This window comes from Lysobacter sp. CA196 (assembly GCF_052078695.1).
Classification (GTDB): domain Bacteria; phylum Pseudomonadota; class Gammaproteobacteria; order Xanthomonadales; family Xanthomonadaceae; genus Lysobacter.
Genome location: NZ_JBQJIN010000002.1, coordinates 319,484 through 345,721, shown reverse-complemented (window position 1 = coordinate 345,721; position 26,238 = coordinate 319,484). Strand labels below are relative to the sequence as shown.

Here is a 26,238-nt window from a genome sequence, read left to right as displayed (position 1 = left end):
GACCTTGGCGGACCCAGGCCATGATGGCGCCGCGCTCTTCGGGACTCAGGTGGGTGTAGTGGTGGCCCATGTGCAGAACCCTTCGGTGGGTGATGCACTTAAGCTTAGAGACCGCCTAACCAAAGAAGTTGCTTTGTTTTGAATCACAAGCCCGCACGAGCGGTGCATGCGCAGGGCTCTACATACGGGACATCCCTGTCCCGATGAAAAACGGCCCGCATCCTTGCGGGCCGCCCTTCGGGTCTTCTATGGCCTTCGCGAGTGCGAGGCGGCGCAAAGCCAAAGCGACAAATAGAGAATCAAAGTAGCGGCGGTGCCTCCCCTGTAGGAGCGGCGTGAGCCGCGACCGCAGAACGCGCGGGGGCGACAACGCCAACGTCATCCATCGAAGCGGCGTGCTTCCACCGGGGTAGGAGCGGCGCAAGCCGCGACCGCGAATCTGCGGCTGCCAGCGCGGGCGATCGGAGTTGCGTGGTCGCGGCTTGCGCCGCTCCTACCCAAGAGCAGCAATTACCGTTGCCGTTGCCGTTGCCGTTGCCGTTGCCGTTGCCGTGAAGAGCTTGGCGCAGTTCCGAACTTGCGATGCAGCCGTAGACCCGGAGGGCGGCGCACAGGACGTGCGCCGTTTTTCGATAGGACAAGGATGTCCTATCGGAAAATCCCGGCGACAGCCCCGACCTCGCAAGGGGGCTTCGTCAAGGAAGGCCTTTTCTTTGGTTAGCTTTCTTTTGGGCCAGCAAAAGAAAGTAACCCGGCCGCTTTAGCGGACGGAAGCTGTAGATGTTGCTTCACGGCTCTGCGGTAAGAGGCGTCGCAACCGCCAACTGCGCGGTCGCGGCTTGCGCCGCTCCTACCCCGCGACAGTTCACGGCTTCGATAAGTGACGAAGGCGAGGCTGTGCCTTTCCATCCCTTGGTCGCGGCTTGCGCGGCTCCTACCCCGCGACAGTTCGCGGCTTCGATAAGTGACGAAGGCGAGGCTGTGCCTACCCATTCCTTGGTCGCGGCTCACGCCGCTCCTACGGGGGAGCCCCCCTGACGGGCCCAAAGCGCCGCCCCAGCCGGTCTTCGGCAAGGAAAAATGCCACCCACCCTTTAGCTTGAGAATGGTTCGCATTAACATGCGAACCCTGTCGCAGTTCCCAGGCCTACCCCTCATGCCCCGTTTCTCGTTCCTCGCCAGCGCCCTGCTGGCCGCCCTCGCCGCGCCCGTCGCCCACGCCGACGAGGCCAAGGACATCGACCGGGTCACCGTTTCGGCCAGCACCAGCCGCATGCCGAACTCCGAGGCCGCGTTGGCCAATACGATCACGGTGATCGACCAGGAACAGCTGCGCCAGCAATTGGCGGTGACCCAGGACATCTCTCAGGTCCTGGCCAACCTGATCCCCTCGTTCGCGCCGTCGCGGCAAAAGCTCACCAACGGCGGCGAAACCCTGCGCGGGCGCAAGCCGCTGTACCTGGTCGACGGTGTGCCGCAATCGACGCCGCTGCGCGAAGGCGGTCGCGACGGCCACACCATCGACCCGGCGATGATCGAGCGCATCGAAGTCATCCACGGTGCCAATGCGCTGCAGGGCCTCGGCGCGTCGGGCGGCATCATCAACATCATCACCAAACGCGCGCCGCGCCAGGACGGCGAACGCTTCCACGAGCTCAGCCTCGGCGCCAGCACCGCACTACCGAGTCAGAGCGACGGCAGCGGCTATCGCGGCTCGTACCTGTTCGGCACCCGCCACGGCGCGTTCGACTTCGTCGGCGGCGTCTCCTTCGCCAGCGAAGGCCTGTACTACGACGGCAACGGCGACGCGATCGCGGTCAACGACATCCAGGGCGACCTGATGGACGCGCGCAGCCACAATCTGTTCGCCAAGGCCGGCTGGGACCTCGACGAGCAGCGCCGCCTGCAGCTCACCGCCAACCGCTACGAGCTCGAAGGCAACAACGACTACATCACCGTCAACGGCGACATCCGCAGCGGCCGCCTCGCCACCTCGGCGCGCGGCAGCCGCGAAGGCCAGGGCGCGCGCAACCGCTCGACCTCGCTGGTGCTGGACTACACCGACAAGTCCATGGCCGGCGGTTATCTGCAGGCGCAGCTGTACTGGGTCGACTTCAAGGGTCTGTACGGCGCCACCGACTGGGAAGATTTCTGGCGCGACGGCCGCGACCTGCATTGGTGGGACCAGTCGCAGAACGTCTCGGAAAAACTCGGCGCCAAGTTCAGCTGGTCGCGCGACAACCTGTTCGACCAGCGTCTGCGCGTCACCCTCGGCCTCGACTGGGGCCGCGACACGACCTACCAGGAACTGGTGGTCAGCGGCCTCAAGTGGGTGCCGGAAACGCAGTACGAGTCCTGGTCGCCGTTCGTCCAGGCCGAATGGTGGGTCGCCGACAAGGTGATGCTGACCGGCGGCCTGCGCCATGAACGCGGCCAGCTCAAGGTCGACGATTTCAGCACCATCCCGGCCAACGCCGGCGGCAGCCGTTTCGTCGAGGGCGGCTCGCCCAAGACCCGCAAGACCCTGCCGAACTTCGGCGCGGTCTGGGAAGCCAGCGAGGCGTTGAAGTTCTATGCCTCGTACTCGGAGGGCTACACCGTCGCCGACATCGGCCGGGTGCTGCGCGGCATCACCGCGCCGAACCAGCGCGTCGACAACCTGGTCGACCTGTCGCCGGTGGTGTCCGACAACCGCGAGCTCGGCGTGGACTTCGACAACGGCCGCTGGGTCGCGCACGTGGCGGCATACTGGTCCGACTCCGACCTCGGCTCGCGCCTGGCCTTCGACCGCAACACCCAGAGCTATAACGTGGTGCGCGAACGCACCGAGATCCGCGGCGTCGAAGCCAACCTGGCGTTCCAGTTCTCCGACGCCGGCCGCATCGGCCTGGGCTACGCCGGCGCCGAAGGCCGCTACGACAGCGACGGCGACGATCGCGTCGACAGCGATCTGCCGGGCATCAACATCAGCCCCGACCGCATCATCGCGTTCTGGGACCACCGCTGGAGCGAGAACATCTCCACGCGCCTGCAGGGCAGCCGCTCGCTGGACCGCGACTTCGACCTCAAGGGCGTACGCGTCGCCAGCACCGACGGCTACACCACGCTCGACCTGCAGGCCCGCTTCACGCTGCCGGTCGGCCAGCTCAACCTGGGCGTGGAGAATCTGCTCGACGAGCAGTACCTGACTTATTACTCGCAGAGCACGCCGCGCAACGACACCTACGTCGCCGGCCGCGGCCGCGTGTTGAGCGCGAGCTGGCAATATCGCTTCTGAGTCCGCTTCCGGCCCGCCCAGCATGTCCCATCGCCAGGCCCACACCTCACTGCGTTCGCGCCTGCGCACGACTTTGAAGTGGCTGCATCTGTGGCTCGGCCTCACCGCCGGGCTGCTGTTCGCCGTGGTCGCCTTGTCGGGCACCGTGCTCGCGTTCCAGCGCGAGCTATTGGTACTCGCCTACCCGCAACTCGCCGAACACGCCCTGCCGACCGCGGAGCAACGCGGGCGGGCGCTCGAACGCATCGTCGGGCATTGGCAGAGCCAGGGCATGAGCTCGATCGACCTGCCCACGGCGAAGTTGCCGGTGTGGCAGGCCTATTTCCCGGACAACGAGCGCCGTTACTTCGACCCGGCCAGCGGCGAGCTGCTGTTGCTGCGCAATACCGACAACGACCTGCTGCTGTGGCTGCGCGATCTGCACATCCATCTGCTCGGCGGCAAGACCGGCGAACAGGTGCTCGGCGTGGTCGGCCTGGTCGCGGTGTTCCTGCTCGCCAGCGGCCTGTACCTGTGGTGGCCGCGCTGGAAAGCGCTGGCGGCGAGCCTGAAGTGGTACCGCGGGCCGCCGACCCGGCGCTGGCTCAGCTGGCATCGCGGCATCGGTCTGTGGCTGCTGCCGCTGACTTTGCTGGCGGCGTCGACCGGCGTGTCGATGATCTACGACGGCGTGGTGCGCGACGGCCTGCAAGCGGCCTTCGGCGACGCCAAGCCGCGCAAGCCGCCCAAGCTCGAAGCGCGCGACGAGCCGGTCGACTGGACCGCAACCCTGCGCGCGGCCGAAACCGCGGTCGCGGCGGACGGCCCGCTCGCGGGGGCGAGCTTGAACCGCATCGGCCTGCCCAAGGCCGGCAGCGGACTGATCGCAATCCGCAGCCGCGCCGTCGACGAATGGCACCCGGTCGGGCGCAGCATGGTCTGGCTCGATCCTTATCGAGGACGATTGATCGGCACGCTCGATGCGACCCGGCACGGGCTCGGCACGCGCAGCTACGAATCGATCTATCCGCTGCACGGCGGCTTCGTCGGCGGGCGCCTGTGGCAGGTGTTGATCGCGCTGACCGGCCTGGCGCCGCCGTTCCTGCTCGTCACCGGCTTCCTGTTCTGGCGGCGGCGCCGCAATCGCTGAATCCCGGCCGCGCTGCGCGGATCGAGCCTGCGAGATCAGCGCAGGCTCCCTGCCCGGACCCGCAGCGCCTGGCCTGCCGCTCCCGCCCGCGGCGCTACCGCCAGGCGAGGCGCGAAACGTGACCTCGACCCTGCCTTACGGCGCCAGAACCGCCATCCGGCGTCCCGCTGCGCCGACCGGCGGTCGCGGCCTGCGGCCGGATCGGGTTCACAACCGCGTTCTATCGACGTGTAACCGGATGTCACACGTCCGCCGCCGGCGGCTAACCGAGGGAACGAAAATGGCAGGCAAGTTCGTAATCAGCAAGCGCAGCAACGGCGAGTTCCAGTTCGTGCTCAAGGCCGGCAACGGCGAACCGATCCTCAGCAGCGAGGGCTACAAGGCCAAGGACTCGTGCGCCAACGGCGTCGAATCGGTGCGCAGCAACAGCCAGAACGACGCCCGCTACGAGCGCAAGACCTCGTCCAACGACCGCCCCTATTTCGTCCTCAAGGCCGGCAACGGCGAGATCGTCGGTACCAGCGAGCTGTACTCCAGCAACGGCGCGCTCGAAAAAGGCGTCGCCTCGGTCAGGCTGAACGCCCCGACCGCAAGCCTGGACGACCACACCGGCTGAGCGACGTCCGCCTCGGCAGCCCGGCCCATCGCAGCCGGCTGCGAGCGGCCGGCTCGAGTGGCCCGGCCAGGGCCGCGCGCAGGGTGGCTTACAATGCCGCCATGCGCATCGGCCCTTATTCCCTCATGCCGCGCGTGATCCTCGCGCCCATGGCCGGGGTCACCGACAAGCCCTTCCGGGTGCTGAGCAAGCGCCTGGGTGCGGGTCTGTGCGTGTCCGAGATGACCACCAGCGACCCGCGCTTCTGGAGCACGGCCAAGTCGCGCCACCGCATGGACCACGACGGCGAGCCCGACCCGATCAGCGTGCAGATCGCCGGCACCGTGCCGCAGATCATGGCCGATGCGGCCCGCTACAACGTCGACCACGGCGCCCAGATCGTCGACATCAACATGGGCTGCCCGGCCAAGAAGGTCTGCAACGCCTGGGCCGGTTCGGCGCTGATGCGCGACGAGGCCTTGGTCGGGCGCATCGTCGAAGCCGTGGTCAAGGCGGTCGACGTGCCGGTCACCTTGAAGATCCGCACCGGCTGGGACCACGACCAGCGCAATGCCCCTAACATCGCCCGCATCGCCGAGGACGCCGGCATCGCCGCGCTCGCTGTGCACGGCCGCACCCGCGACCAGCAATACACCGGCAGCGCCGAGTACGACACCATCGCCGCGATCAAGGCGGCGCTGTCGATCCCGGTGATCGCCAACGGCGACATCGACTCGCCGCAGAAGGCCGCCTACGTGCTCGCCCACACCGGCTGCGACGCGGTCATGGTCGGGCGCGCCGCGCAGGGCCGTCCGTGGATCTTCCGCGAGATCGCCCACTACCTGGCGCACGGCGAAGAGCTGGCGCCGCCGACTCTGGCCGAGGTGCGCGACCTCCTGCTCGGCCATCTGGAACATCTGCACGCGTTCTATGGCGAACTCTCCGGCGTACGCATCGCCCGCAAGCACCTGGGCTGGTACGCCAAGGACCGCCCGGAGAACGCCGCCTTCCGCGCCGTGGTCAACCGCGCCGACACCGCCGAACTGCAGCTGCGGCTGACCTGCGATTACTTCGACGCCCTGGTCGCGGGCGTGTCGCCGGAGCTGCCGGTCGCGGCCTGAGCCGGCGGATCGTCTGCAGCGCAGGCCACCAAGATCTTTCTCAGCGATGCCGATGCATGGCGCGTTGCCGTGTCGGCGGCTTTCAGGATTTTCCGAACGGGCCTGCTACCCGGCGCGCGGCCGGTGGCCGCGACTCAGCGCATGCCGCCGTTGTGGCTTTGCGCCGGGATCGCCGCCGCGCGCATCGACACCGGCGCGGGCGGTTCCGCCTCGGCGACGACCTCCGGCTCCTGCCAGATCCGCGCCCACATCGCCGGCAACTTGCGCGCCGCGTCCCACGGCCATTGCAACTGCTGCGGCGGAATCTCGCGCCAGGACTCGGCGTCGCGTTCGGCCACGGCGAAACGGAAGCTGTAGTCGGGCTCGGCGCCCATGCGCAGGTCGGTGACGATCAAGCGGCCGTCGCGCTGTTCGGCTTTCATGAAACCATGGTTGAACCAGTTCAGGCGATGCACCGCCGGATAACCGCTGACTTGTTGGTAGGCTTGCATATCGGAAGCGTAGGCGCGGAACTGCATCGGCCCGCGGTCGGCGACCAGCGAACGCTCGCCTTCGACGAAACCGTCCGGCGTCATCGCCACCACCCGCCACAGCAAGGTGTTGAACGGCATCGGCACCGAGAACCGCGGCGCGTCCTGCAAACCCAGCTTGGCCAGCGCGGCGCCGGCGTCGCGTTCGACCCGCGCCTTGGCCCATAGCGAACCGCCGAGATACAGCGAGCTCAAGGCCAGACCGACCACCAGCGCCGGTTGCGCGAGCTTGCGTTCGCGCGCGAACCAGGCCACCACGCAGGCGATCAACAACCACACCGTGTACAGCGGGTCGATGATGAAGACGCTCGACCACATCACCGGCTTGACCGGCAGCGGCCACAGCAACTGGGTGCCGTAAACGGTGAAGGCATCGAGCACCGGATGGGTCAGCAACGCGGCCTGCATCGCCCAGAACCAGCGCTTGGGCGATTGCGCCACGCGGCCGGCGCGTTCGCGGCACCAGGCCCAGATCGCCCAGGCGATGAAAGGCAGCACCAACAACGAATGGCTGAGGCTGCGGTGCCAGGTCATGCGTTCGACCGGGTCGGCGGTGAACAGGTTGACCGGGATGACGTCGAGGTCGGGCAAAGTGCCGAGCGCGGCGCCTGCGAGCAAGGCCGCGCGGCGATGCCCGGCAGGCGCGATGGCGGCGCTCAGCGCCGCGCCGAGCACGATTTGAGTCAGGGAATCCATGCGCGAATGCTAACCGCAGGCCCGCAGGCGGCGAGTTTGTTTTTCGTTGGGAAGGCGCCGGCGTGGCCCTCGACCTGCCTGGAAGCGCCTGCGATGCTGCCCGATAATCGCAACGCCCCCACCCGGACTCGCCCGCCATGCCGAACCGCCCCCTGCCCCAGCCCATCGGCATCGTCGCCTGTTCGGCCGAAGGCGCGGCGCTGTGTTATCGGACGATCTGCGCCGAAGGCGCGCGCCTGCTCGGCCCGCATGCGCACCCCGACATCGCCCTGCACGGCCATTCCCTGGCCGACTACGTGGACTGCCTGGACCGCGGCGACCTCGACGGCGTCGGCGAGCTGATGCTGTCGTCGGCGCACAAGCTGGCCGCGGCCGGCGCGCAGTTCCTGATCTGCCCCGACAACACCATTCACCAGGCCATGCCTTACGTCGAAGCGCGCTCGCCGCTGCCGTGGCTGCACATCGCCGAGGTCGTGGCGCAGCGCGCGGCCGAACGCGGCTTCCGCCGTATCGGCATCACCGGCACGCGCTGGTTGGTCGAGAGCGAGGTCTATCCGGACAAGCTCGGCGCGTTCGGCCTGGACTATCTGCGGCCGAGCGCGGAAGAGCGCGCGCAGATCGGCCGGATCATCATGGACGAGCTGGTCTACGGCACGTTCAAGCCCGAGTCGGTGGCGTATTTCGAACAGGTCATCGGCCGGCTGAGGGATGCCGGCTGCGATGCGGTGGTGCTCGGTTGCACCGAGATTCCCCTGATCGTCAGCGACGAGAATTCGCCGCTGCCGACTTTGGATTCGACCCGGTTGCTGGCGCAGGCGGCGTTGCGGCGGTCGATGTCGGGCGTTTGATGGCTTCGGGTGAAGCGGCCGGGAGGCCCTCACCCCGGCCCTCTCCCGCAGGCGGGAGAGGGAGCAAAGCGAGATCGAGCCTCCGCTAACTCAAGCCGCGTGCGGCAGCGAGCCCGGCAGTTGCCGCGGCGCGCGTGCCGGCAACAACGCCAGGGTTTCACCGGTGTGGGACAACAGGCGCAAGGTGCCGTCGGGGTCTTCGGCCAGCGCGGTCAGGCTTTCGACCCAGTCGCCGTCGTTGGCGTAGACGCAGCCGTCGCGCTCGAACAGGGCCGCGCGATGGATGTGGCCGCAGACGATGCCGTCGAGGCCGCGCCGGCTGGCGTCGCCCAGGCCGGCCTGGACGAAGCGCGAGATATAACGCTCGGCCGCGCCGCTCTGGCGTTTGAGGAAATCCGCCAACGACCAATAGCGCAGGCCGAAGCGGCGGCGCACCCGGTTGGTCAGGCGGTTGCTGGTCAGGATGCGCTCGTACAGCCAGTCGCCGAACTTCTCCTGCATGCCGCCGAACTGGGTCACGGTGTCGTAATCGTCGCCGTGGGTCACCAGCAGGCGGCGGCCGTCGGCGGTGAGGTGGATCGCCCGCCGCCGCACTTGCATGCGCGGCAACACCAGACCGCAGAAACGCCGGATCGAGCGGTCGTGGTTGCCGGGCACATAGATCAACTCGGTGCCGGCGCGCACCAGCGCATGCAAGGCCTCGACCACGCGGTACTGGGCCGAGCCCCAGGCGGCGCGGCGCTGCGCCATCCACCACAGGTCGACGATGTCGCCGACCAGGTACAGGCGATCGCAACGCAAACTCTGCAGAAAGTCAGCGAATTCCTCGGCATGGCAGTGCTTGGCTCCGAGATGCACGTCGGAGACGAACACGGCTCTGCGGCGTACCGGCAATTGCACGATCGATGCAGGACTCATGACACGGCCTCGCTGGCGACGGGTTCGATGCCGGACTCGGCCGCGCGCGGCGCGGCACCGAGATAGCGCTCGCGCTTCTTCGGGCGCAGGCGCTGCAAGTCCACTTCGATCAGGCCGTCGACCGCGTCGCTGAAAGCCGGGTCGACGCCGAACGCGAGGAAACGCGCACCGCCGGGTTCGCACAGGTCGGTGTATTGCTTGTAGAGCATCGGCAGGCTCGCGCCGAGCGCATCGAGATTGCCCTTGAGCACGCGGAAGGCGGTGGCCGCATCGAGCGCGTCGAACTGCGGCGGCGCGGCCCGGTAGACGAAGGGCTGCTTCGACACGGTCGCCGATTCTGCGCTGCCGTAATAGCGGGCGTAGTAAGCGACGATCTGCTCGCGCGCATCGGCCGGCAGGGCCGCACTGATCGAGACCGGCCCGAACAGGTAGCGCACGCCGGGATGCCGGCACAGGTAGGCGCCGATGCCCTGCCACAGATAATCGATGCTGCGGCTGCCCCAGTACTCGGGCACGACGAAGCTGCGGCCGAGCTCCATGCCATGGGCCAGGCGCGGCACCGCGTCGTCGGCATAGCGGAACAAGGACGCGGTATACAGCCCGGCCAGGCCGCGTTCGGCCAGCACCCGGCTGCCGCGCGCGATGCGGTAGGCGCCGGCGATCTTCGCCTCGGCCGCGTCCCACAGCACGATGTGTTCGTACCAACTGTCGAAGACGTCGACGTCGAGACGCTGGCCGGTGCCCTCGCCGACCGCGCGGAAGGTCAGCTCGCGCAGACGGCCGATCTCGCGCAGCAGGGGCGCGCCGGCCGGCAACACCCCGACCCGGATCTGTTTGCCGTCGACGGTCTGGCCCAGCGATTCCATCGCCTCGATCCCGGCCCGCACCAGCGCCGGATCGACCGCGTCGATCAACGGCTCCGGCCCGATCGGCGCGGCGCGCTCGCGCGGCGTACCGATCGCGTGCAGTTCGCGCCGCACCTCGCGCAACAAGCGCTCGGCGTCGCCATCGAACGGCAGTTGCAAGGGCCGGCCGATGCGCAGCGCCACCCGGCGCGCACGGCGGGCGAACATCTCGCGCGCCAGCAAGGCGGTGCCGGCCGGCTTGAACAAGGCCGAGGCGCCGTAGAACAGCGCCGAGTTGCGCGCCTCGATCCGCACCGGCAGCACCGGCGCGGCGGTCTTGCGGGCGAAGCGCAGGAACCCGCGCCGCCAGCGCCCGTCGGTGACCCCGCGCAGCCCGAGCCGGGCGACTTCGCCGGCCGGAAACACGATCACGCATTGTTCGGCCTGCAGCGCGGCCTCGATCGCGTGCAGGCTGTCGGGGCTCGGCCGGCCGCCCAGAATGCGCACCGGCAGGATCAGGCCTTCGAGGCCGTCGAGCGCCGACAGCAAATCGTTGGCGACGATGCGGACGTCGCGGCGCACGCGGCCGACCGCATCGAGCAAGGCCAGGGCGTCGACCGCCCCGGACGGATGGTTGGCGACGATCAGCAGGCGCCCGGTCGCGGGAATCCGCTGCAGTTCGGCGGCCTCGACCAGGTAGCGCGCCTGCAGGAAATCCAGGGCGGCGGTGACGAAGGCGAAGCCGCGCAGGTGGCCGTTCTCGGCCAGGAAGCCATCGACCCGGTCGAATTTCGACCAGCGCCCGATGGTGCGGAGCAAAGGACGGGCGATCCCGGCCCGGCGACCCCGGAACCATTGCGGGAAGCGCTCTTGCAGTCGGCGTTCGAATTGCAGCATCGGCGTCGCATCGGCGGCGGTATGCCGGCAGCCTGAGCCGGAGCGGCGACAGGATCATGGCGGTTTCGGGTCAGTCCGGTGACAGGGCCGGCTGAGGCCCAGGACGGGCTTTTTCCCCGAAGATTCCGGACATAGGCCGCAGTTAAAGACCGCTTAACCCCCGGCAACCCCAAGACACGGCACAATGCGCGCTCGCGGCCGACCCTGTATTATGTGCGGCCATCTTTCTATCCGAATACGAGGATATAGCCTCGATGTCCAGCTACCTGTTCACCTCCGAATCCGTCTCCGAAGGCCACCCGGACAAGATCGCCGACCAGATCTCCGACGCCGTCCTCGACGCCATCCTGGCCCAGGACAAGCGCGCGCGCGTGGCCTGCGAGACGATGGTGAAGACTGGCGCGGCCATCGTCGCCGGCGAAGTCACCACCAATGCGTGGGTCGACATCGAGGCGATCGCGCGCAAGGTCATCAACGACATCGGCTACGACAATTCCAACGTCGGCTTCGACGGCCACACCTGCGCGATCATCAACATGCTCGGCAAGCAGTCGCCCGACATCGCCGCCGGCGTCGACCGCAAGAAGCCGGAAGAACAGGGCGCGGGCGACCAGGGCCTGATGTTCGGCTACGCCTGCAACGAGGCCCCGGAATTCATGCCGGCGCCGATCTACTACTCGCACCGCCTGGTCGAGCAGCAGGCCAAGATCCGCAAGGCCAAGAATTCCAAGCTGCCCTGGCTGCGTCCGGACGCGAAGTCGCAGGTCACCCTGCGCTACGACGCCGAGCACAAGGTAGTCGGCCTCGACGCCGTGGTCCTGTCGACCCAGCACGATCCGGGCATCAAGCAGAAGGACCTGGTCGAAGGCGTGTACGAGCACGTCCTCAAGCCGGTGCTGCCGAAGGCGTGGCTCGAGAAGCTGCCGAAGAGCAAGGTCCACATCAACCCGACCGGCATCTTCGTGATCGGCGGCCCGGTCGGCGACTGCGGCCTGACCGGCCGCAAGATCATCGTCGACAGCTACGGCGGCATGGCCCGTCACGGCGGCGGCGCGTTCTCGGGCAAGGATCCGTCGAAGGTCGACCGTTCGGCCGCTTACGCCGCGCGCTACGTCGCCAAGAACATCGTCGCCGCCGGCCTGGCCGACAAGTGCGAAGTGCAGGTCTCCTACGCCATCGGCGTGGCCGAGCCGACCTCGATCTCGGTCACCACCTTCGGCACCGGCAAGATCAGCGACGACAAGATCGAGAAGCTGATCCGCAAGCACTTCGACCTGCGCCCGTACGGCATCGTCAAGATGCTCGACCTGATCCACCCGGTCTACCAGCTCACCGCCGCCTACGGCCACTTCGGCCGCAAGCCGAAGGAAGTCAGCTACCTCGACAGCGCCGGCAAGAAGCAGACCGCGACCGCGTTTTCGTGGGAAAAGACCGACAAGGCCGACGACCTGCGCAAGGATGCCGGGCTGAAGAAGTAAGCCGGAAGCGATACTGCATCAAGAGAAAGGGCCGCGAAAGCGGCCCTTTTTCGTTGGCAAGACACTGATCGGCCGGACCCTCACTGATGCACGGGCGCCGTGCTGCTCTGGGCCAGATTCTGCCCGCGGCTCGAGACCGTCTGCGCCGAGTAGTCGGGATACAGCGCCATGGCCTCGCGCCCCATCTGCCGCTCCAACTGCGGATAGCGTTCCGAATCGGCCTTGGCCAGTTCCACGCTCATGCCGTGCCCCGACGCCTCCGGCGGATCGGTCGCCAGGAACACCATCTGGTTGGTCTCCGACCCGCCGACGCCGATCTTGCCGATCGCCGCGTGGCCGCCGTGCTTCATGTATTCCACGGTCAAGGCCGACGCCAACTGCCGGGCTTCCGAAGCGAACGGCTTATCGTCGTCTTCCTCGCAATTGACCAGTTCCTTGGGAATCTTGGCGAGGATCTGGTTGTACACCTCATGCATCGGATGCTTCGCCTCGGATAAGCGCAGATCGGTCTCAGGACCCGAACCGGAGGCTTGCTTGCGCTCGTCGCGATCGGCCAGAACCGTCGCGGCCTGCGCGGGCGCCGCGCTCTTGGACAAGGTCGCCCGTTGCACCGTATCGCCAGCGTCGGCCGAGGTCCGATAGCCGTGCAGGTACTCGAGCTTGTTGCGTTCGCTCTTCAGCGAAAAGTCCAAGACGCCGTCGGACCGGCCGATCGAGCATCCCGGCGCCATCGCGCTTTCCGGTTCGAAGCCTTTGTGTTCCAGCCAGCCCTCGATCTTGCCGGCGAGCCAACGATCGCTGGGATCGGAATACACCAAGAACGCGTTCGCCTTGTCGGCGCCACCGAACCCGGAGGTCTCCCAGGCTTTGTTCAAGGCTTCTTCGTAAACGCCCCAGTTGCCGTTCTTTTCGCTGCAGTCGGAGTACACGTGCGCCAGCGCGATCTTGTCGCCCTTGACCAGGCCGATCGCCACGCATCCGCTCAGGCCGTCGGTCATAAGCCTGGTGTTTCCGGCGTCGGCCACCAGCCATTCGTCCGCTCCCACTTTCACATGCGTCGTCATCGCCGTCTCCTCATGCAAGCCCTCGTCCGTCGCGAGACCGCCACCACGGCGCCCTCGCCGGCCGCGCGGCGCTCGAACGTCCACATCGGAAATCCGGATGCGTCGTTGCAGCGCATTACACGCAGAAAGCTCGCAAAAGCGGCCGCGGCCGCAGTCCGACGCGCGCAGCGGAGGTCGTGGCGCCGCATCTCGCGTCTACATAAGCAAAAACGGAGCGCAAGCGCTCCGTTTTCGCTGGTTCGCAGCTGCGGCGATGGCGCGAGAGCTACTTCGCCGTCGCCGACGTGGCCTTCCCCTTCGTGGCGGGTGCCGCTTCGGGCTTGGCGTTCTTCACGTACTGATCGAGCCAGCGGCTGGTCTCGGCCAACAGGTGCAGGATCGATTCGCGCGCACGGTAGCCGTGGCTTTCGTTCGGCAGCATCACCAGGCGCGCCTTGCCGCCGAGGCCCTTGATCGCGGCGAACAGGCGCTCGCTTTGGATCGGGAAGGTGCCGGAGTTGTTGTCCTGCTCGCCATGGATCAGCAGCAGCGGGTCCTTGATCTTGTCGGCGTAGTTGAACGGCGACATGGCCTGGTAGGTCGATTCGGCCTGCCAGTAGTTGCGCTCTTCGGCCTGGAAGCCGAACGGGGTCAGGGTGCGGTTGTAGGCGCCGCTGCGGGCGATGCCGGCCTTGAACAAGCGCGTGTGGGCGAGCAGGTTCGCGGTCATGAACGCGCCGTAGGAGTGGCCGCTGACCGCGATGCGTTCGCGGTCGGCGACGCCGCGGCGCACCACGTCGTCGACCGCCGCCTGCGCGCTCGCAGTGAGCTGCTCGATATAGCTGTCGTTGGGCTCGCGCTCGCCCTCGCCGACGATCGGCATCGACGGGTTGTCGAGCACGGCATAGCCCATCGCCAGATACGGCAGCGGGCCCCAATAGCTGACCGCGTTGAAGCGATACGGCGAACCGTAGACCTGGCTGGCCGCGGCCGCCGACTTGAATTCGGCCGGATAGGCGTACATCAGCAGCGGCAGCGGGCCGTCGCGCTTGGCGTCGAAACCCGGCGGCAGGTACAGGTCGGCGGTCAGATCGACGCCGTCGCCGCGCTTGTAACGGATCTGTTCTTTCTTGATGTCCTTGAGCTGCGGCGTCGGATGCGGGAAACGGGTCAGTGCGAGCGGCGCCGCGTCGGCGGCTGACAGATCGCGCAAATACAGATTGCCCGGCTCGGTCGGCGACTCGCGCAGGGTCAACAATCGCTGGCCTCGATCGTCGAGCACGACCTGCGGCGTTTCGTAATACGGCGCCTGCGAATGGAACAGCCGCGTCCGTTGCTGGTCGGCCAGGTCGTAGCGGTCGAGAAACGGACGGTCGCCTTCCGGCGATGCGCCCTGGCCGATGTAGAACAGGCTCGCGCCATCGGCCGCAGTCAGCAGGCGGCGTTGGCCGTTGGCGTCGCGGATGCTGACCGGTTCGCCGGGGTCGTTGTAGCGGTCTTCGCTGAGCCCTTCGAACACCAGCTCGGGGGCGCGATCGCCGTGGTCCGGCGCGATCCGCCATTGCCGAGTCTGCCGCGTCTTCCACCAGGACTCGTCGACCAGGGCCAGGTCGCCGCGGCCCCAATGCGCGCCGGCGTAACGCGCGCCAAGGCGCATCAGCGTCTGCGGCGGACGTTCGAACGGCGCCGCCTGCATCAGCACCGCATCGCGAATCTCGGTCTTGCGCGCCGGGTCGCCGCCGTCCTGGGCCTCGGCCCAGACCAGGGTCGCCGGCGCATCGCCGCGCCAGGCGATCTCGCGCACGCCGGTCGGCACCGCGTCGTTGCCGGTCGGCAAGCCGTCGACCAAGGGCAAACGCGCGATCTCGTGCTCGAACTTGCCGTCCGGCGCCAACACTTCGATGCGGTGGGCGAACATCGACACCGGCACCTGATACGAGAACGGCCGCTCGACTCGCGTCGCCAACACATGGCGGCCGTCCGGCGACGGCGTCGCCGCCAGGTACAACTGCGGCGCACCGGCGCGGACCACCGCACCGGCCAGGTCGACGGTGGCGAGTTGCGAACGCAGGTAGTACTCGAACACGCGCGCATCGCTCTCGTTGCGCAATAAATCCTGATAGGTGCGGATCTGCCGCACCGTCGCGCTGATCTCGGTTTCCTGCATCGCCGGCCCGGTCGGGGTGGCGTTCGCCGGCGGCGCTTCGCCCTGCCCTTCGGGCTGCAGCTGCACCAGCAGGCGGCGGCTGTCGGGCATCCAGGCATAACCGCGGCCGGACACGGTGTTGACGCCGGACACCAGCTTATGTGCGCGGCGCTGTTCGACTTCGACCAACCACAGCTCGTTCGCGCCGCTGGCGCTGTCGACGCGATTGAAGGCGATCCAGCGCTGGTCGGGCGACCACTCCAGGGTCGCCAACGACAACGGCGTGGGCAGGCCTTCCACGTTCGAGCTTTTGCCGCTGGCGATATCGAGCAGGCTCAGGCCGGCGCCGAACGCGAAGCGGCTCTGCGCCCGCGTGCGCGGATGAATGCGCAGGCCGGCGAGTTTGAGTTCGGGTTGCGCGACCACCTCGATGCCCGGCAGCGACGGCGTCTGCACCAGGGCGACCCGGTCGCGCTTCGGGCTGGTGAACATCTGCGGCGGCCGCGGTGCGTCGACGATGGCCTGCAAGGCCTTCGGCGGCAGCTGATAACCGCTGCCGGGCGCGGTCTGCGCGGTCGCCGCCACCGGCAGCAGGAGCAGCAACAAACCCGGCCAACGCAGGGCCCGTGATGGCGGCTTCAGAGAGGACAGACTGATGTGGCCTATGCGTCGCGCGGCTGAGTTCATGCTCGATCCGATTCGTGAGTGATGAAAATCCCGGGGCGCCCTGCCTGCATCGGCTCGCATGGCGGCCGTGCCGTTGGGCTTCGGTCGGGGCCGGCCCGCCCGAGCTTAGCCCGCGGCCGCGGTCGCCGGCCTATGCCATAGGGGCTGTTCGGGACGGCCCCGGCGCGGTCCGCGCGGTTCCGCGATGAACGTCATATTCAGGCGCATCCGGCCCGGCGCCGTGCGGCGGTCATGGGCGCCGCGATATACTGCGCGCTCAGCCCGCCGAGGGGCGCTGCGACCGTCATCCGCGGAACTTTCCGCAAAGCCCGTACCCGCTACGGACTTCCAGAATGACGGCCAGGCTCGGCGAGGCGTAGTCCCAACGGCGCCCGGTTTGAGCGATCGCTTTCGAGCGATGACTCGCCGGACCCGGCATCCGCCGGCTCCCCAAAGAACTGGAGCGACACAGCATGAACGCAGTACCGAAGACCTTCTCGACCGAAGGCGACTACAAGGTTGCCGACATCACCCTGGCCGATTGGGGCCGCAAGGAAATCGACATCGCCGAGCACGAAATGCCGGGCCTGATGTCGATCCGCAAGAAGTACGCCGCCGCGCAATCGCTCAAGGGCGTGCGCGTGACCGGCTCGCTGCACATGACCATCCAGACCGCGGTGCTGATCGAGACCCTGCGCGACCTCGGCGCCGACGTGCGCTGGGCTTCGTGCAACATCTTCTCGACCCAGGACCACGCCGCCGCCGCGATCGCCGCGAGCGGCACGCCGGTGTTCGCCTGGAAGGGCGAGTCGCTGGAAGAGTATTGGGACTGCACCCTGGAAGCGCTGACCTTCCCGGGCGACGGCGCGGTCAAGTTCCGCGGCCCGGAACTGGTCGTCGACGACGGCGGCGACGTCACCCTGCTGATCCACAAGGGCTATGAACTCGAAAATGGCGACGGCTGGGTCAACACCCCGTCGGGCAACCACGAAGAACAGGTCATCAAGAACCTGCTCAAGCGCGTGCATGCCGAGCGTCCGGGCTTCTGGCACGAAGTCGTCAAGCATTGGAAGGGCGTCTCCGAAGAGACCACCACCGGCGTGCACCGCCTGTACCAGCTCGCCGAAGCCGGCTCGCTGCTGGTCCCGGCGATCAACGTCAACGACTCGGTCACCAAGTCGAAGTTCGACAACCTCTACGGTTGCCGCGAGTCGCTGGCCGACGGCCTCAAGCGCGCGATGGACGTGATGCTGGCCGGCAAGGTCGCGGTGGTCTGCGGTTACGGCGACGTCGGCAAGGGCTCGGCCCACTCGCTGCGCGCTTACGGCGCCCGCGTCGTGGTCACCGAGATCGACCCGATCAACGCCCTGCAGGCGGCGATGGAAGGTTTCGAAGTCAACACCGTCGAGAGCACCCTCGGCCGCGGCGACATCTACGTCACCACCACCGGCAACAAGGACGTGCTGACCCTGGCCCACATGCAGCAGATGAAGGACCAGGCCATCGTCTGCAACATCGGCCACTTCGACAACGAGATCCAGGTCGATGCGCTGGCCGCGTCGGGCGCCAAGCGCCTGAACATCAAGCCGCAGGTCGACAAGTACACCTTCGCCGGCGGCAATTCGATCTTCCTGCTGGCCGAAGGCCGCCTGGTCAACCTCGGTTGCGCCACCGGCCACCCGAGCTTCGTGATGTCCAACTCGTTCGCCAACCAGACCCTGGCGCAGATCGAGCTGTGGGCGAACAAGGAAACCTACGAAGCCAAGGTCTACATCCTGCCGAAGAAGCTCGACGAAGAAGTCGCGCGTCTGCACCTCGAAAAGATCGGCGTGAAGCTGACCACCCTGACCGACGACCAGGCCAAGTACCTGGGCGTCTCGGTCGACGGCCCGTACAAGCCGGACCATTACCGCTACTGACCGGTCCCGCCGCAAGGCGGATCGATGCGACAAGAGAAACGGGCGCTTCGGCGCCCGTTTTTTTGTGTGCGGCGCCGATTCAGGGCCGTACGATCGGGCGGACAGGCCCTGGTGCGAGCGGCGAGGCGACGGAGCGGCGCAGCCAAGCGCAGCATCGCAGTCGCGGCTTGCGCCGCTCCTACCCCTGATACGCGGCTTTGGGGTAGGAGCGGCGCAAGCCGCGACCACCATGCAGCACGAGCGATGCATAGACCCGGTGACTGGATTGAATGGCTCACGAGGCACACTTGAATCCCTCACGACTGAATCGGCGAATCGCCCACCGACCTAGGGTCCTACCGAGGCTGGCAGACGCAATCGCGGCCGTTAGGCTGGCAGCGAAATCCTGCAGGAGCGCGCCATGATCCGCCCCATCGACGGCCCGTCGTTTCCGAGCTATACCCCGCCCGCCAACGATCCGGCGCCGGTCGAGGTCGGCACCCAGACTTACTACGAACAACGCCTCGCCGACTTCCAGGCGCGCAACCCGGGCGTGGAGCCGCCGGACTACTACCTGGGCTACGGCGACAAATACATGGAGCGGTTCGCCGCCCTGGACCGCACCGACCTGTCGCCGGAAGGGCTGGAATGGCGCGACAAGACCACCCTCGCCCTGCAGACGGCGATCGAGGATTACCGCATCCGCGACCCGCAAGGTTTCGCCGAGCTGGAGCGCGATTCGGCCGCGTTCCGCCGCTTCGCTTTCGCGTCGCACCCCGATGCCTACGTCGATTCGGGTTTGTACGGCCTATCCGTGCAGGACCTGACGGTGATCGCGCTGACCCCGGACATCGGCGACGTGCTCAACCAGGAAGGCATCGACCAGACCAAGATCACCATCGGCAAACTGGAACCCGAGGACGTGCCGGAAATCCTCGGCGACACCGGCGTGCAATACCTGCGCGATGCCGGTCCCTTCGCCTTTACCCCGCTGGGGCCGTCGCTCGCCGTCGGCAAACAGGGCGAACGCCTGTTCGATCGCCTCACCGAACAATCCTGGTTCCCGGACATCACCGACTTACCGCCGGTAGGCCTGCCTGATCTGAATCTCGATCTGTTGCCGGACGTGAGCCTGCCGGACATCGATCTGCCCGATATCGATCTGCCCGACGATATCCCTGGTATTCCGGGGATTTGAACGTTCCGCGGATGAGCGGGAGTAACGCCGCGGGCCGCAGCATCGCGGTCGCGGCTCGCGCCGCTCCTACCCAAAAGCTACGCAACCAAGGGTAGGAGCGGCGCAAGCCGCGACACGCAACTGCATGACGAGGCATCGATCCAGAAAGCCTGCGCCGTGTGGGTCCCGGCTTTCGCTCAAACGATAGCCATGCGCGGCAACAGCAAACGCGCCTCCTACAGCCGCCGCAACGACCAAAACGGAATATCCCGCCGCAGGCGATAGCCGTTGCGTTCGTACAACTCGACCGCGCGCGGGTTTTCATGGCTGACGTGCAAAAAAGGAATCCGCCCGCGGGCGTGGTTGTCGTTGGACAGGAACCTCAATAATCGCCGCGCATGGCCGTGGCCGTTGAAGTCGGGATGCGTGCAGACGGCGCTGATCTCGGTGTAGGCCTCCATGCCCATGCGCTCGCCGATCATCGCCGCAAGGCGCCCGTCGCGGTAGACGCCGAAATAGCGGCCCAGCGCCATCGTGTGCGGGCGGAAGTAATGCGGATACACCAGGGCGGTCAAGGCGAGCACGTCATCGCGTCTGCGTTCGTCGAGTTCGACGATATCGCTCGTGTCGTCGGTCATCCCGTCCTCCGCGATCGGCGCCTCGCAGATCATCTGCGCCAGGTCGGCGAGGTGCTTGAGTTCCCAACCGGCCGGGATCGCCGGCGCGCGGTCTAGCAGCAGCACGGTGTCCTGCCAACGCACCAGCTCGGCCAGTGCGGCCTCGGCATCGGCGCCCTCCTCGGCCACCCCCATGAACGGCGCGATCTGCGCCGGGTAGCGCGCCAACGGCCCGGCGCTCAAGGCCAGCGCCGCATGGCGGCTGCGCAGGGACGACCAGATCGGGTTGTCGAGGACGTGGGGCTGGCCTGAATTCATCGGGTTGCGCTCATCGGATCGTACTCATAGGGAAGCTCCGCTCGGCGGGGTAACGACCCCAGTTTAGGCAAACCCGGATCTTGGCCGAAACAGCCTTATTCCATTCATCGCGATAGAGAGATATTATCCGAGCACCCACCACCGTGCGACTCGCCCATGCTGCCGATCAGCTTCGAGTTCTACCCGCCCAAGACCGACGAGCAGCGCACCCAGTTGGACCGCTCCGCGGCCAAGCTCAGGCCTTACTCGCCGAACTACGTGTCGTGCACCTTCGGCGCCGGCGGCTCGACCCTGAGCTACACCCCCGACACGATCCAGCGCCTGCGCGAGAAGCATCGCCTCGATGCGGCGCCGCATCTGTCCTGCGTCGGCGGCACCCGCGCGGAGATCCGCGAGCTGTTGGCGCGCTACCGCGAACTCGGTTGCCGCCGCCTGGTGACCCTGCGCGGCGACCTGCCCTCGGGCATGGCCAGCGCCGGCGACCTGCGCTATGCCAACGAACTGGTCGAGTTCATCCGCGCCGAAACCGGCGACCATTTCCATATCGAAGTCGCGGCCTATCCGGAGACCCACCCGCAGGCGCGCGACGCGCTGTCGGACCTGGAGAACTTCAAGCGCAAGGTCCGCGCCGGCGCCGATGGCGCCATCACCCAATACTTCTACAACCCCGACGCCTACTTCCGTTTCGTCGACGACGTGCGCGCGGCCGGCATCGATATTCCGATCGTGCCCGGGATCATGCCGATCTCGAACTTCAGCCAGTTGCGGCGCTTTTCCGACCTGTGCGGCGCCGAGATCCCGCGCTGGATCGGCCAGCGCATGCAGGCCTACGGCGACGACGCCGACAGCGTGCGCGAGTTCGGCGCCGATGTGGTCGCGCAGCTGTGCAGCCGCCTGATCGAAGGCGGCGCGCCGGGCCTGCACTTTTACACGCTCAACCTGGCCAAGCCGACCCTGACGGTGCTGTCGCGCATCGCCTGAAGCATTCAGGCACCTGAAAGAACAAGTGCAAGCGTCAAGAATCGACCTTGCGCACGCAGCGCTGATGACGAATTGCTAACAAAGGTCTCATCTCCGATTTGTCCTGCGACAAGTTCGGTCTTGAGCGGCGAGACGGCGCGGTAGCTCACTGCCAGCAGGATGCATCGCCACGACGGGCGATGCCCTCGAGACCGCCGTCGAGGCCCCGTGCCCCGACGCGCAGCGGTCCTCACTGGAGAGCGCGCATCATGTCCGCACGCAAGCTGCTGCCGTTGAACCTCGCCATCGCTCTGTCGCTCGGCCTCGCCGGCGCCGCCTCGGCCGCCGAACCGGCCCCGCTGTTCTCTTCGCCTGCCGTCAGTCAGGTGCGCAGCGCCAATACCGATACCGCCTACCAGGCCGTCAAGGCCGAGCGCGCCGCGGTCAAGGTCGACCTGGTCCGCGCCAACACCGCACAGATCACCGAAAATCAACAGGAGCTGCTGCTCAACCTCGCACCCGGCGTCAGCCTCAAGGCGCACAAGCTGCAGGCCGAGCGCAAGGCCGACGGCGTGGTGATCTGGCAGGGCCTGGTCGGCGACCCGAACACCCAGCTCAAGCGCATCAACCAGTTCACCGGTGCCGAACTCATCGGCGATCCGGAAGAATCGGCCACCATCGTGCGCCAGGGCGATCAGATGTCCGGCACGGTGCGCAGCGGCGGCAAGCTCTACCGCATCGATCCGCTCAAGAACGGCGGCCACACCATCAGCCTGATCAACGAGGCGCTGATGCCGCCGGATCACCCGGCCGCGGGTTATACCGCCAAGCCGATCGTGCCCTTCCTCAACGACCCCAAGTTCAATGAGGCCGCTGCCGGCGAGAAGGCGCCGGTCACCGTGCGGGTCATGGTGGTCTACACCCAGGCCGCCGCCAATGCGGTCGGCAACATCACCACCAAGTCCAACCTGGCGATCACCGAGAGCAACCAGAGCTTCGCCAACAGCGCGGTCAACGTGCGCTTCCAGTTGGCCGGCAACTACACCAACAGCTATGTCAGCGCCGGTTTCGACACCGACCTGAGCCGCTTCCGCGGCACCAGCGACGGCTATCTCGACGGCTACCACGCCACCCGCAACACGATCACCGCCGACGTCAACGTGTTGATCATCACCGACCCGGCGTACTGCGGCCTGGGCTATCTGAACTCGAACGCGGCCAGCGCCTTCAGCGTGGTCGGCCACAGTTGCATGACCGGCTACTACAGCTTCGCCCACGAGATCGGCCACAACTTCGGCGCTCACCACGACCCCAGCAACGGCACCAATACCGCCTATGCCTACGGTCACGGTTACTGGGCGCCGAACAAGACCTGGCGCACCATCATGGCCTACAACTGCGGCTCCAACTGTCCGCGCCTGAACTACTGGTCGAACCCCAACATCACCTACAACGGCGTGCCGATGGGCACCGCGGCGAAGAGCAACAACGCCCGCGTGCTCAACGAACGCGCCGCCACCGTGGGTGCGTTCCGCTGATCGCCGCCTAGGCGACAGCCGCAAGGGCGCAGCCTGCGGGCTGCGTCCTCGCACGACGCCGCGGCGATCCGGCCGCGGCGTTCGCAGCGTATTCGCCGCCGGCCGATGTGCCCGCGGCATCCTTTCGGCATCGCCGCACTGTCCCTGACCGGCCCTCAGCGCTAGTCTTCGCCGATGCCTTCGTTCGTCCGCCTCTGTCTGTCGTTGTCGCTGACCGCCCTGTGGGCCGTGGCGACGCTGTATCCGGGCGCCGCATCGGCGCAGATCCGTCGCTGCACCGACACCCACGGCAACTCGGTCTATACCGACCGCGACTGCGCTTCGGTCGGCGGCGTCGACCGCCTGCCGCGCGGCGCCGCCGCCCAGCAGAAGCAACAACAGGCCTATGTCGGCGGCTGCGCGCGCAATCTGCGCGACCTGGTCGGGCTGATCACCAGCGCGATCGACGCCCACGACGGCAACCGCCTGGCCTCGGCCTATCACTGGGCCGGCATGTCCGGCGACCAGGGCTATGCGGTGCTGCAGCGGCTCGACGCGATCGCCCAGCGCCCCTTGCTCGACATCGCCCCGATCCTGTCGTCGCCGGCACCGCCGCCGCCCGAACCCAGCGGCGGCGCCTGGACCACCCTGCCGCCGGCCGCGCCGAATGCCGCCACCGCGCCATTGCCGCCCATCCCGCCGCCAGCGACGCCGCTGGGCAGCCCGGCCGGCGCCGCCACGGCCGAAGCGCCCGACGACGCCAACGAGGGCACCACGGCAGCGCCGCCACCCGCAGCGCCGGTCGCACACCGACGCACGCCGGTGGCGCTGCGCCTGGAGCAGACCATGGCCAACGGCGTGACGCCGTCGCGCACCGTATTCGGCCTGTACCGCCATTTCGGCTGCTGGTGGATCCGCGGCGGCTGAGCGTGCGCCCGGCTCCGCATGGGCTTCCATACGCCGCTCGATTGGGCCTGAACCCGGCTGGCAGGGCACAATAGGGGTTTCCCCAACCCCACCACGGAAGCCGACGATGCAATACCCCGAATGGATCTGGCACAACGGTGCGATCAAGCGCTGGGCCGAAGCAACCACCCACGTCATGTCGCACGCGCTGCACTACGGTTCGTCCGTATTCGAGGGCATTCGCACCTACGACACCCCGCAGGGTCCGGTCATCTTCCGCCTCAACGACCACAACACCCGGTTGTTCGCCTCGGCGAAGATCTACGACATGGGCATCCCGTACTCGGTCGAGCAGATCAACCAGGCCTGCCACGAAGTGATCAAGGCCAACGGCCACACCACCGACTACCTGCGTCCGGTCGCCTACCGCGGCCTTGGCGGTTTCGGCCTGTCGGCCGACACCCCGACCGACGTCGCCGTGGCGACCTGGAAGATGGGCCAGTACCTCGGCGCGAGCGTGCTCGAGGAAGGCATCGACGCCTGCGTGTCGAGCTGGCAGCGGTTTGCGCCGAACACCATCCCGGCCGGCGCCAAGGCCGGCGGCAACTACCTGTCCGGCCAGCTGGTCGCGCGCGAAGCGCGTCGCCTGGGCTTCGGCGAGGGCATCGCCCTGGCTTCGACCGGCCTGCTCTCGGAAGGCGCGGGCGAAAACCTGTTCCTGGTCTTCAACGGCGCCCTGCACACCACCCCGGTCAGCGCCGCGCTGCTCAACGGCCTGACCCGCAACACCATCATCACCCTCGCCCGCGACGTCGGCATCGAAGTGATCGAACGCGACCTGCCGCGCGAATACCTGTACCTGTGCGACGAGCTGTTCATGTGCGGCACCGCCGCCGAGATCACCCCGATCCGTTCGGTCGACGGCCGCCAGGTCGGCAGCGGCCGCCGCGGCCCGGTCACCGAGCGCATCCAGGAACTGTTCTTCGGTCTGTTCAATGGCAAGACGGCGGATAAGTACGGGTGGTTGGAGCCCGTTCGCTGAAGCTGTCGGGACTCGGGACTGGGGACTCGGGACTCGGGACTCGGTTGGGAGCCGGGACTGGGGACTCGGGACTCGGGACTCGTAAAGCGGTTCGCTGATAGCTGAAGTCCAACCTCGTTCTCGATTGATCCATAAAAAACAAAACGCCCAGCTTCGACGAAGCCGGGCGTTTTTGTTTTTGCTCTACCGAGTCCCCAGTCCCGAGTCCCCAGTCCCGGCTTTAACCGAGTCCCCAGTCCCGAGCCCCGAGTCCCGGCTTTTAACCGAGTCCCCAGTCCCGGCAACTCAAAACGTCAAGGTAGCCACCACCCCCATCACCTCACCGGGCTTGACCCGCACGTCCCAGCCGTAGAGTTCGCACAGGCGGCGCACGATCGACAGGCCGATGCCGCCGCCTTGCGAGTGGCCGGCATGGGTGCCGCGGTAGCCGCGTTCGAACAGCTTGGCCGCGTCCTCGGCGCTCAGGCCGGGGCCGGAATCGATGACGTCGACCGAGCGCGCGTGCAAACGCACCACCACCTCGCCTTGGGTCGTGTACTTGACCGCGTTGCCGATCAGGTTGCCCAGCGCCACCGCGACCGCCGCTTCCGGGGCGTCGACGAGCAGGCCCTGCTCGCCTTCGATGCGCAGGATCAGCGGCTTGCCGCCGAGCTGGGCGCGATGGGCGTCGAGCAGTTGCTCCGACAGCCGCGCGATGTCGGTCGAGCCGTGTCCGCGCTCGTTGCGCGAGAGCAACAACAAGGCGCTGATCAGGTCGGTGCATTGCTGCTCGGCGCGTTGGATACGCAACAATCGATTGCGAGTCTTGTCCTCGATGTCCGGGCGCGACAGCAACAGCTCGACCGCGCCCTTGATCACCGCCAGCGGCGTGCGCAGCTCATGGCTGACGTCGGCGTTGAACTCGCGGTCGCGCTGGACCACGTTGGTCAGGCGCTCGGCGTAGTCGTCCAGCGCCTCGGCGAGCTGGCCCACTTCGTCGTCGGGGAAGTGCGCGGCCAGCGCCTCGGATTGCGCGCTGCGGCCGGAGCGCTTGAGCCGGTTGGCCAGCTCCGACACCGGGCTCATCACGCGCGAGGCCGCCCACAGGCCGACCAGCAGCGAGAACAGGGTGAACACCGGCACCGACAAATAGATCGCGCGGTTGAACTGCTGCTCGCTGAGAGTGCCCTGGCTCATGTCGTAGGCGAGGAAGAACCATTCCGTCGGCGTCTTGCGCACCCCGAGCTTGTACGCGAACGGCGTGCCGTCGGCGTCCTTACCCTGGATGTTATGGATGCCGTCGGGCAAGGCATACCAGTCGGGCTGTTCGAGGCGCAGTTCTTCGAATCGGTCGCTTTTCACCACCCGCGCGCGGACCTGCTGGAACGGCACCTCGGGCTTGGAGTTCGGCGCCGAATAGAACTGACGCGCATATTCGTCGATGTTGCGATTCATCACATCTTCGACGAGCTGGTTTTCGACCCGCGTCCGCGTCCAGTTGGTCGCGAACGCGAACATCGCCGTCAGGCCGAAACCCAGCAGTACGAAGGACAGGACGATACGGCTGCGCAACCGCCGCCGGTAGCGCTTCTTTTTCTTCAACCGCGCTGCGGAAGGATCCTCTGCAGCCACGCG

General features: G+C 67.3%; 19 protein-coding genes and 1 riboswitch. Of the genes, 12 read left to right on the top strand and 7 right to left on the bottom strand.

All coding sequences use genetic code 11. From position 1 onward, the window contains the following. Positions 1-1,156: 1,156 nt before the first annotated feature. The 4 genes from ACTOWK_RS04160 to dusB all read left to right on the top strand — a co-directional run bounded on the left by ACTOWK_RS04160 (position 1,157) and on the right by dusB (position 6,122). Positions 1,157-3,277 carry a TonB-dependent receptor gene (locus ACTOWK_RS04160; protein WP_441328918.1) on the top strand — a complete coding sequence of 707 codons (2,121 nt, stop codon included), beginning with the start codon at positions 1,157-1,159 and terminating at the stop codon, positions 3,275-3,277. Between the two features lie 22 nt (positions 3,278-3,299). Then, on the top strand, positions 3,300-4,406 hold the full coding sequence (locus tag ACTOWK_RS04155; RefSeq protein ID WP_441328917.1) for a PepSY-associated TM helix domain-containing protein: 1,107 nt from the start codon (positions 3,300-3,302) through the stop codon (positions 4,404-4,406). Between the two features lie 280 nt (positions 4,407-4,686). After that, positions 4,687-5,022: a YegP family protein gene (locus ACTOWK_RS04150; RefSeq protein WP_441328916.1), complete on the top strand. Its 336-nt coding sequence runs from the start codon at positions 4,687-4,689 to the stop codon at positions 5,020-5,022. A gap of 101 nt (positions 5,023-5,123) precedes the next feature. Next, a complete protein-coding gene (gene dusB / locus ACTOWK_RS04145; RefSeq protein ID WP_441328915.1) occupies positions 5,124-6,122 on the top strand; it encodes a tRNA dihydrouridine synthase DusB in 999 nt (332 codons plus the stop codon). A 134-nt stretch (positions 6,123-6,256) separates the two neighbouring features. On the opposite strand, the gene ACTOWK_RS04140 is transcribed toward dusB, so the two are convergent. Then, the gene (locus tag ACTOWK_RS04140; protein WP_441328914.1) at positions 6,257-7,348 is read right to left on the bottom strand and encodes a metal-dependent hydrolase; all 1,092 of its coding nucleotides are present in this window, start codon (positions 7,346-7,348) and stop codon (positions 6,257-6,259) included. A 137-nt stretch (positions 7,349-7,485) separates the two neighbouring features. Between ACTOWK_RS04140 and ACTOWK_RS04135 the strand changes: the two genes are divergently transcribed. Further along, positions 7,486-8,196 carry an aspartate/glutamate racemase family protein gene (locus ACTOWK_RS04135; protein ID WP_441328913.1) on the top strand — a complete coding sequence of 237 codons (711 nt, stop codon included), beginning with the start codon at positions 7,486-7,488 and terminating at the stop codon, positions 8,194-8,196. Between the two features lie 90 nt (positions 8,197-8,286). On the opposite strand, the gene ACTOWK_RS04130 is transcribed toward ACTOWK_RS04135, so the two are convergent. Both ACTOWK_RS04130 and ACTOWK_RS04125 read right to left on the bottom strand, forming a co-directional pair. Beyond that, on the bottom strand, positions 8,287-9,114 hold the full coding sequence (locus ACTOWK_RS04130; protein ID WP_441328912.1) for a UDP-2,3-diacylglucosamine diphosphatase: 828 nt from the start codon (positions 9,112-9,114) through the stop codon (positions 8,287-8,289). Next, a complete protein-coding gene (locus ACTOWK_RS04125) occupies positions 9,111-10,856 on the bottom strand; it encodes a lysophospholipid acyltransferase family protein (protein ID WP_441328911.1) in 1,746 nt (581 codons plus the stop codon). Before ACTOWK_RS04125 ends, ACTOWK_RS04130 begins: the two co-directional genes overlap by 4 nt. Positions 10,857-11,110: 254 nt before the next feature. On the opposite strand from ACTOWK_RS04125, the gene metK reads away from it, so the two are divergent. Beyond that, positions 11,111-12,334 carry a methionine adenosyltransferase gene (gene metK / locus ACTOWK_RS04120; protein ID WP_441328910.1) on the top strand — a complete coding sequence of 408 codons (1,224 nt, stop codon included), beginning with the start codon at positions 11,111-11,113 and terminating at the stop codon, positions 12,332-12,334. An 80-nt stretch (positions 12,335-12,414) separates the two neighbouring features. Here the strand turns inward: metK and ACTOWK_RS04115 are convergent, their stop codons facing one another. Both ACTOWK_RS04115 and ACTOWK_RS04110 read right to left on the bottom strand, forming a co-directional pair. Continuing rightward, entirely contained in the window at positions 12,415-13,398 is a 984-nt protein-coding gene (locus ACTOWK_RS04115) for a hypothetical protein (RefSeq protein ID WP_441328908.1), read from the bottom strand. A gap of 265 nt (positions 13,399-13,663) precedes the next feature. Continuing rightward, on the bottom strand, positions 13,664-16,210 hold the full coding sequence (locus ACTOWK_RS04110) for a prolyl oligopeptidase family serine peptidase (RefSeq protein ID WP_441328907.1): 2,547 nt from the start codon (positions 16,208-16,210) through the stop codon (positions 13,664-13,666). A 260-nt stretch (positions 16,211-16,470) separates the two neighbouring features. After that, positions 16,471-16,590: riboswitch (S-adenosyl-L-homocysteine riboswitch) on the top strand. Between the two features lie 72 nt (positions 16,591-16,662). Here ACTOWK_RS04110 and ahcY point away from each other — a divergent pair. Both ahcY and ACTOWK_RS04100 read left to right on the top strand, forming a co-directional pair. Continuing rightward, entirely contained in the window at positions 16,663-18,108 is a 1,446-nt protein-coding gene (gene ahcY / locus ACTOWK_RS04105; protein WP_057972660.1) for an adenosylhomocysteinase, read from the top strand. Between the two features lie 400 nt (positions 18,109-18,508). Beyond that, a complete protein-coding gene (locus ACTOWK_RS04100) occupies positions 18,509-19,285 on the top strand; it encodes a hypothetical protein (protein ID WP_441328906.1) in 777 nt (258 codons plus the stop codon). Between the two features lie 215 nt (positions 19,286-19,500). On the opposite strand, the gene ACTOWK_RS04095 is transcribed toward ACTOWK_RS04100, so the two are convergent. Continuing rightward, entirely contained in the window at positions 19,501-20,199 is a 699-nt protein-coding gene (locus tag ACTOWK_RS04095) for a GNAT family N-acetyltransferase (protein ID WP_441328905.1), read from the bottom strand. Between the two features lie 156 nt (positions 20,200-20,355). On the opposite strand from ACTOWK_RS04095, the gene metF reads away from it, so the two are divergent. From metF to ACTOWK_RS04075, 4 genes are all read left to right on the top strand, one after another. After that, the gene (gene metF, locus ACTOWK_RS04090; protein ID WP_031371409.1) at positions 20,356-21,180 is read left to right on the top strand and encodes a methylenetetrahydrofolate reductase [NAD(P)H]; all 825 of its coding nucleotides are present in this window, start codon (positions 20,356-20,358) and stop codon (positions 21,178-21,180) included. Positions 21,181-21,428: 248 nt separating this feature from the next. Then, positions 21,429-22,697, top strand: coding sequence for a M12 family metallo-peptidase (locus ACTOWK_RS04085; RefSeq protein WP_441328904.1), 1,269 nt, complete (start codon positions 21,429-21,431; stop codon positions 22,695-22,697). Positions 22,698-22,871: 174 nt separating this feature from the next. Then, positions 22,872-23,603, top strand: a complete 732-nt coding sequence (locus ACTOWK_RS04080) for a hypothetical protein (RefSeq protein WP_441328903.1) — start codon at positions 22,872-22,874, stop codon at positions 23,601-23,603. A 106-nt stretch (positions 23,604-23,709) separates the two neighbouring features. Continuing rightward, on the top strand, positions 23,710-24,624 hold the full coding sequence (locus tag ACTOWK_RS04075; RefSeq protein ID WP_441328902.1) for a branched-chain amino acid transaminase: 915 nt from the start codon (positions 23,710-23,712) through the stop codon (positions 24,622-24,624). Positions 24,625-24,909: 285 nt separating this feature from the next. Here ACTOWK_RS04075 and ACTOWK_RS04070 read toward each other — a convergent pair whose 3' ends face one another. After that, entirely contained in the window at positions 24,910-26,235 is a 1,326-nt protein-coding gene (locus ACTOWK_RS04070) for a sensor histidine kinase (RefSeq protein ID WP_441328901.1), read from the bottom strand. Positions 26,236-26,238: the final 3 nt, after the last annotated feature.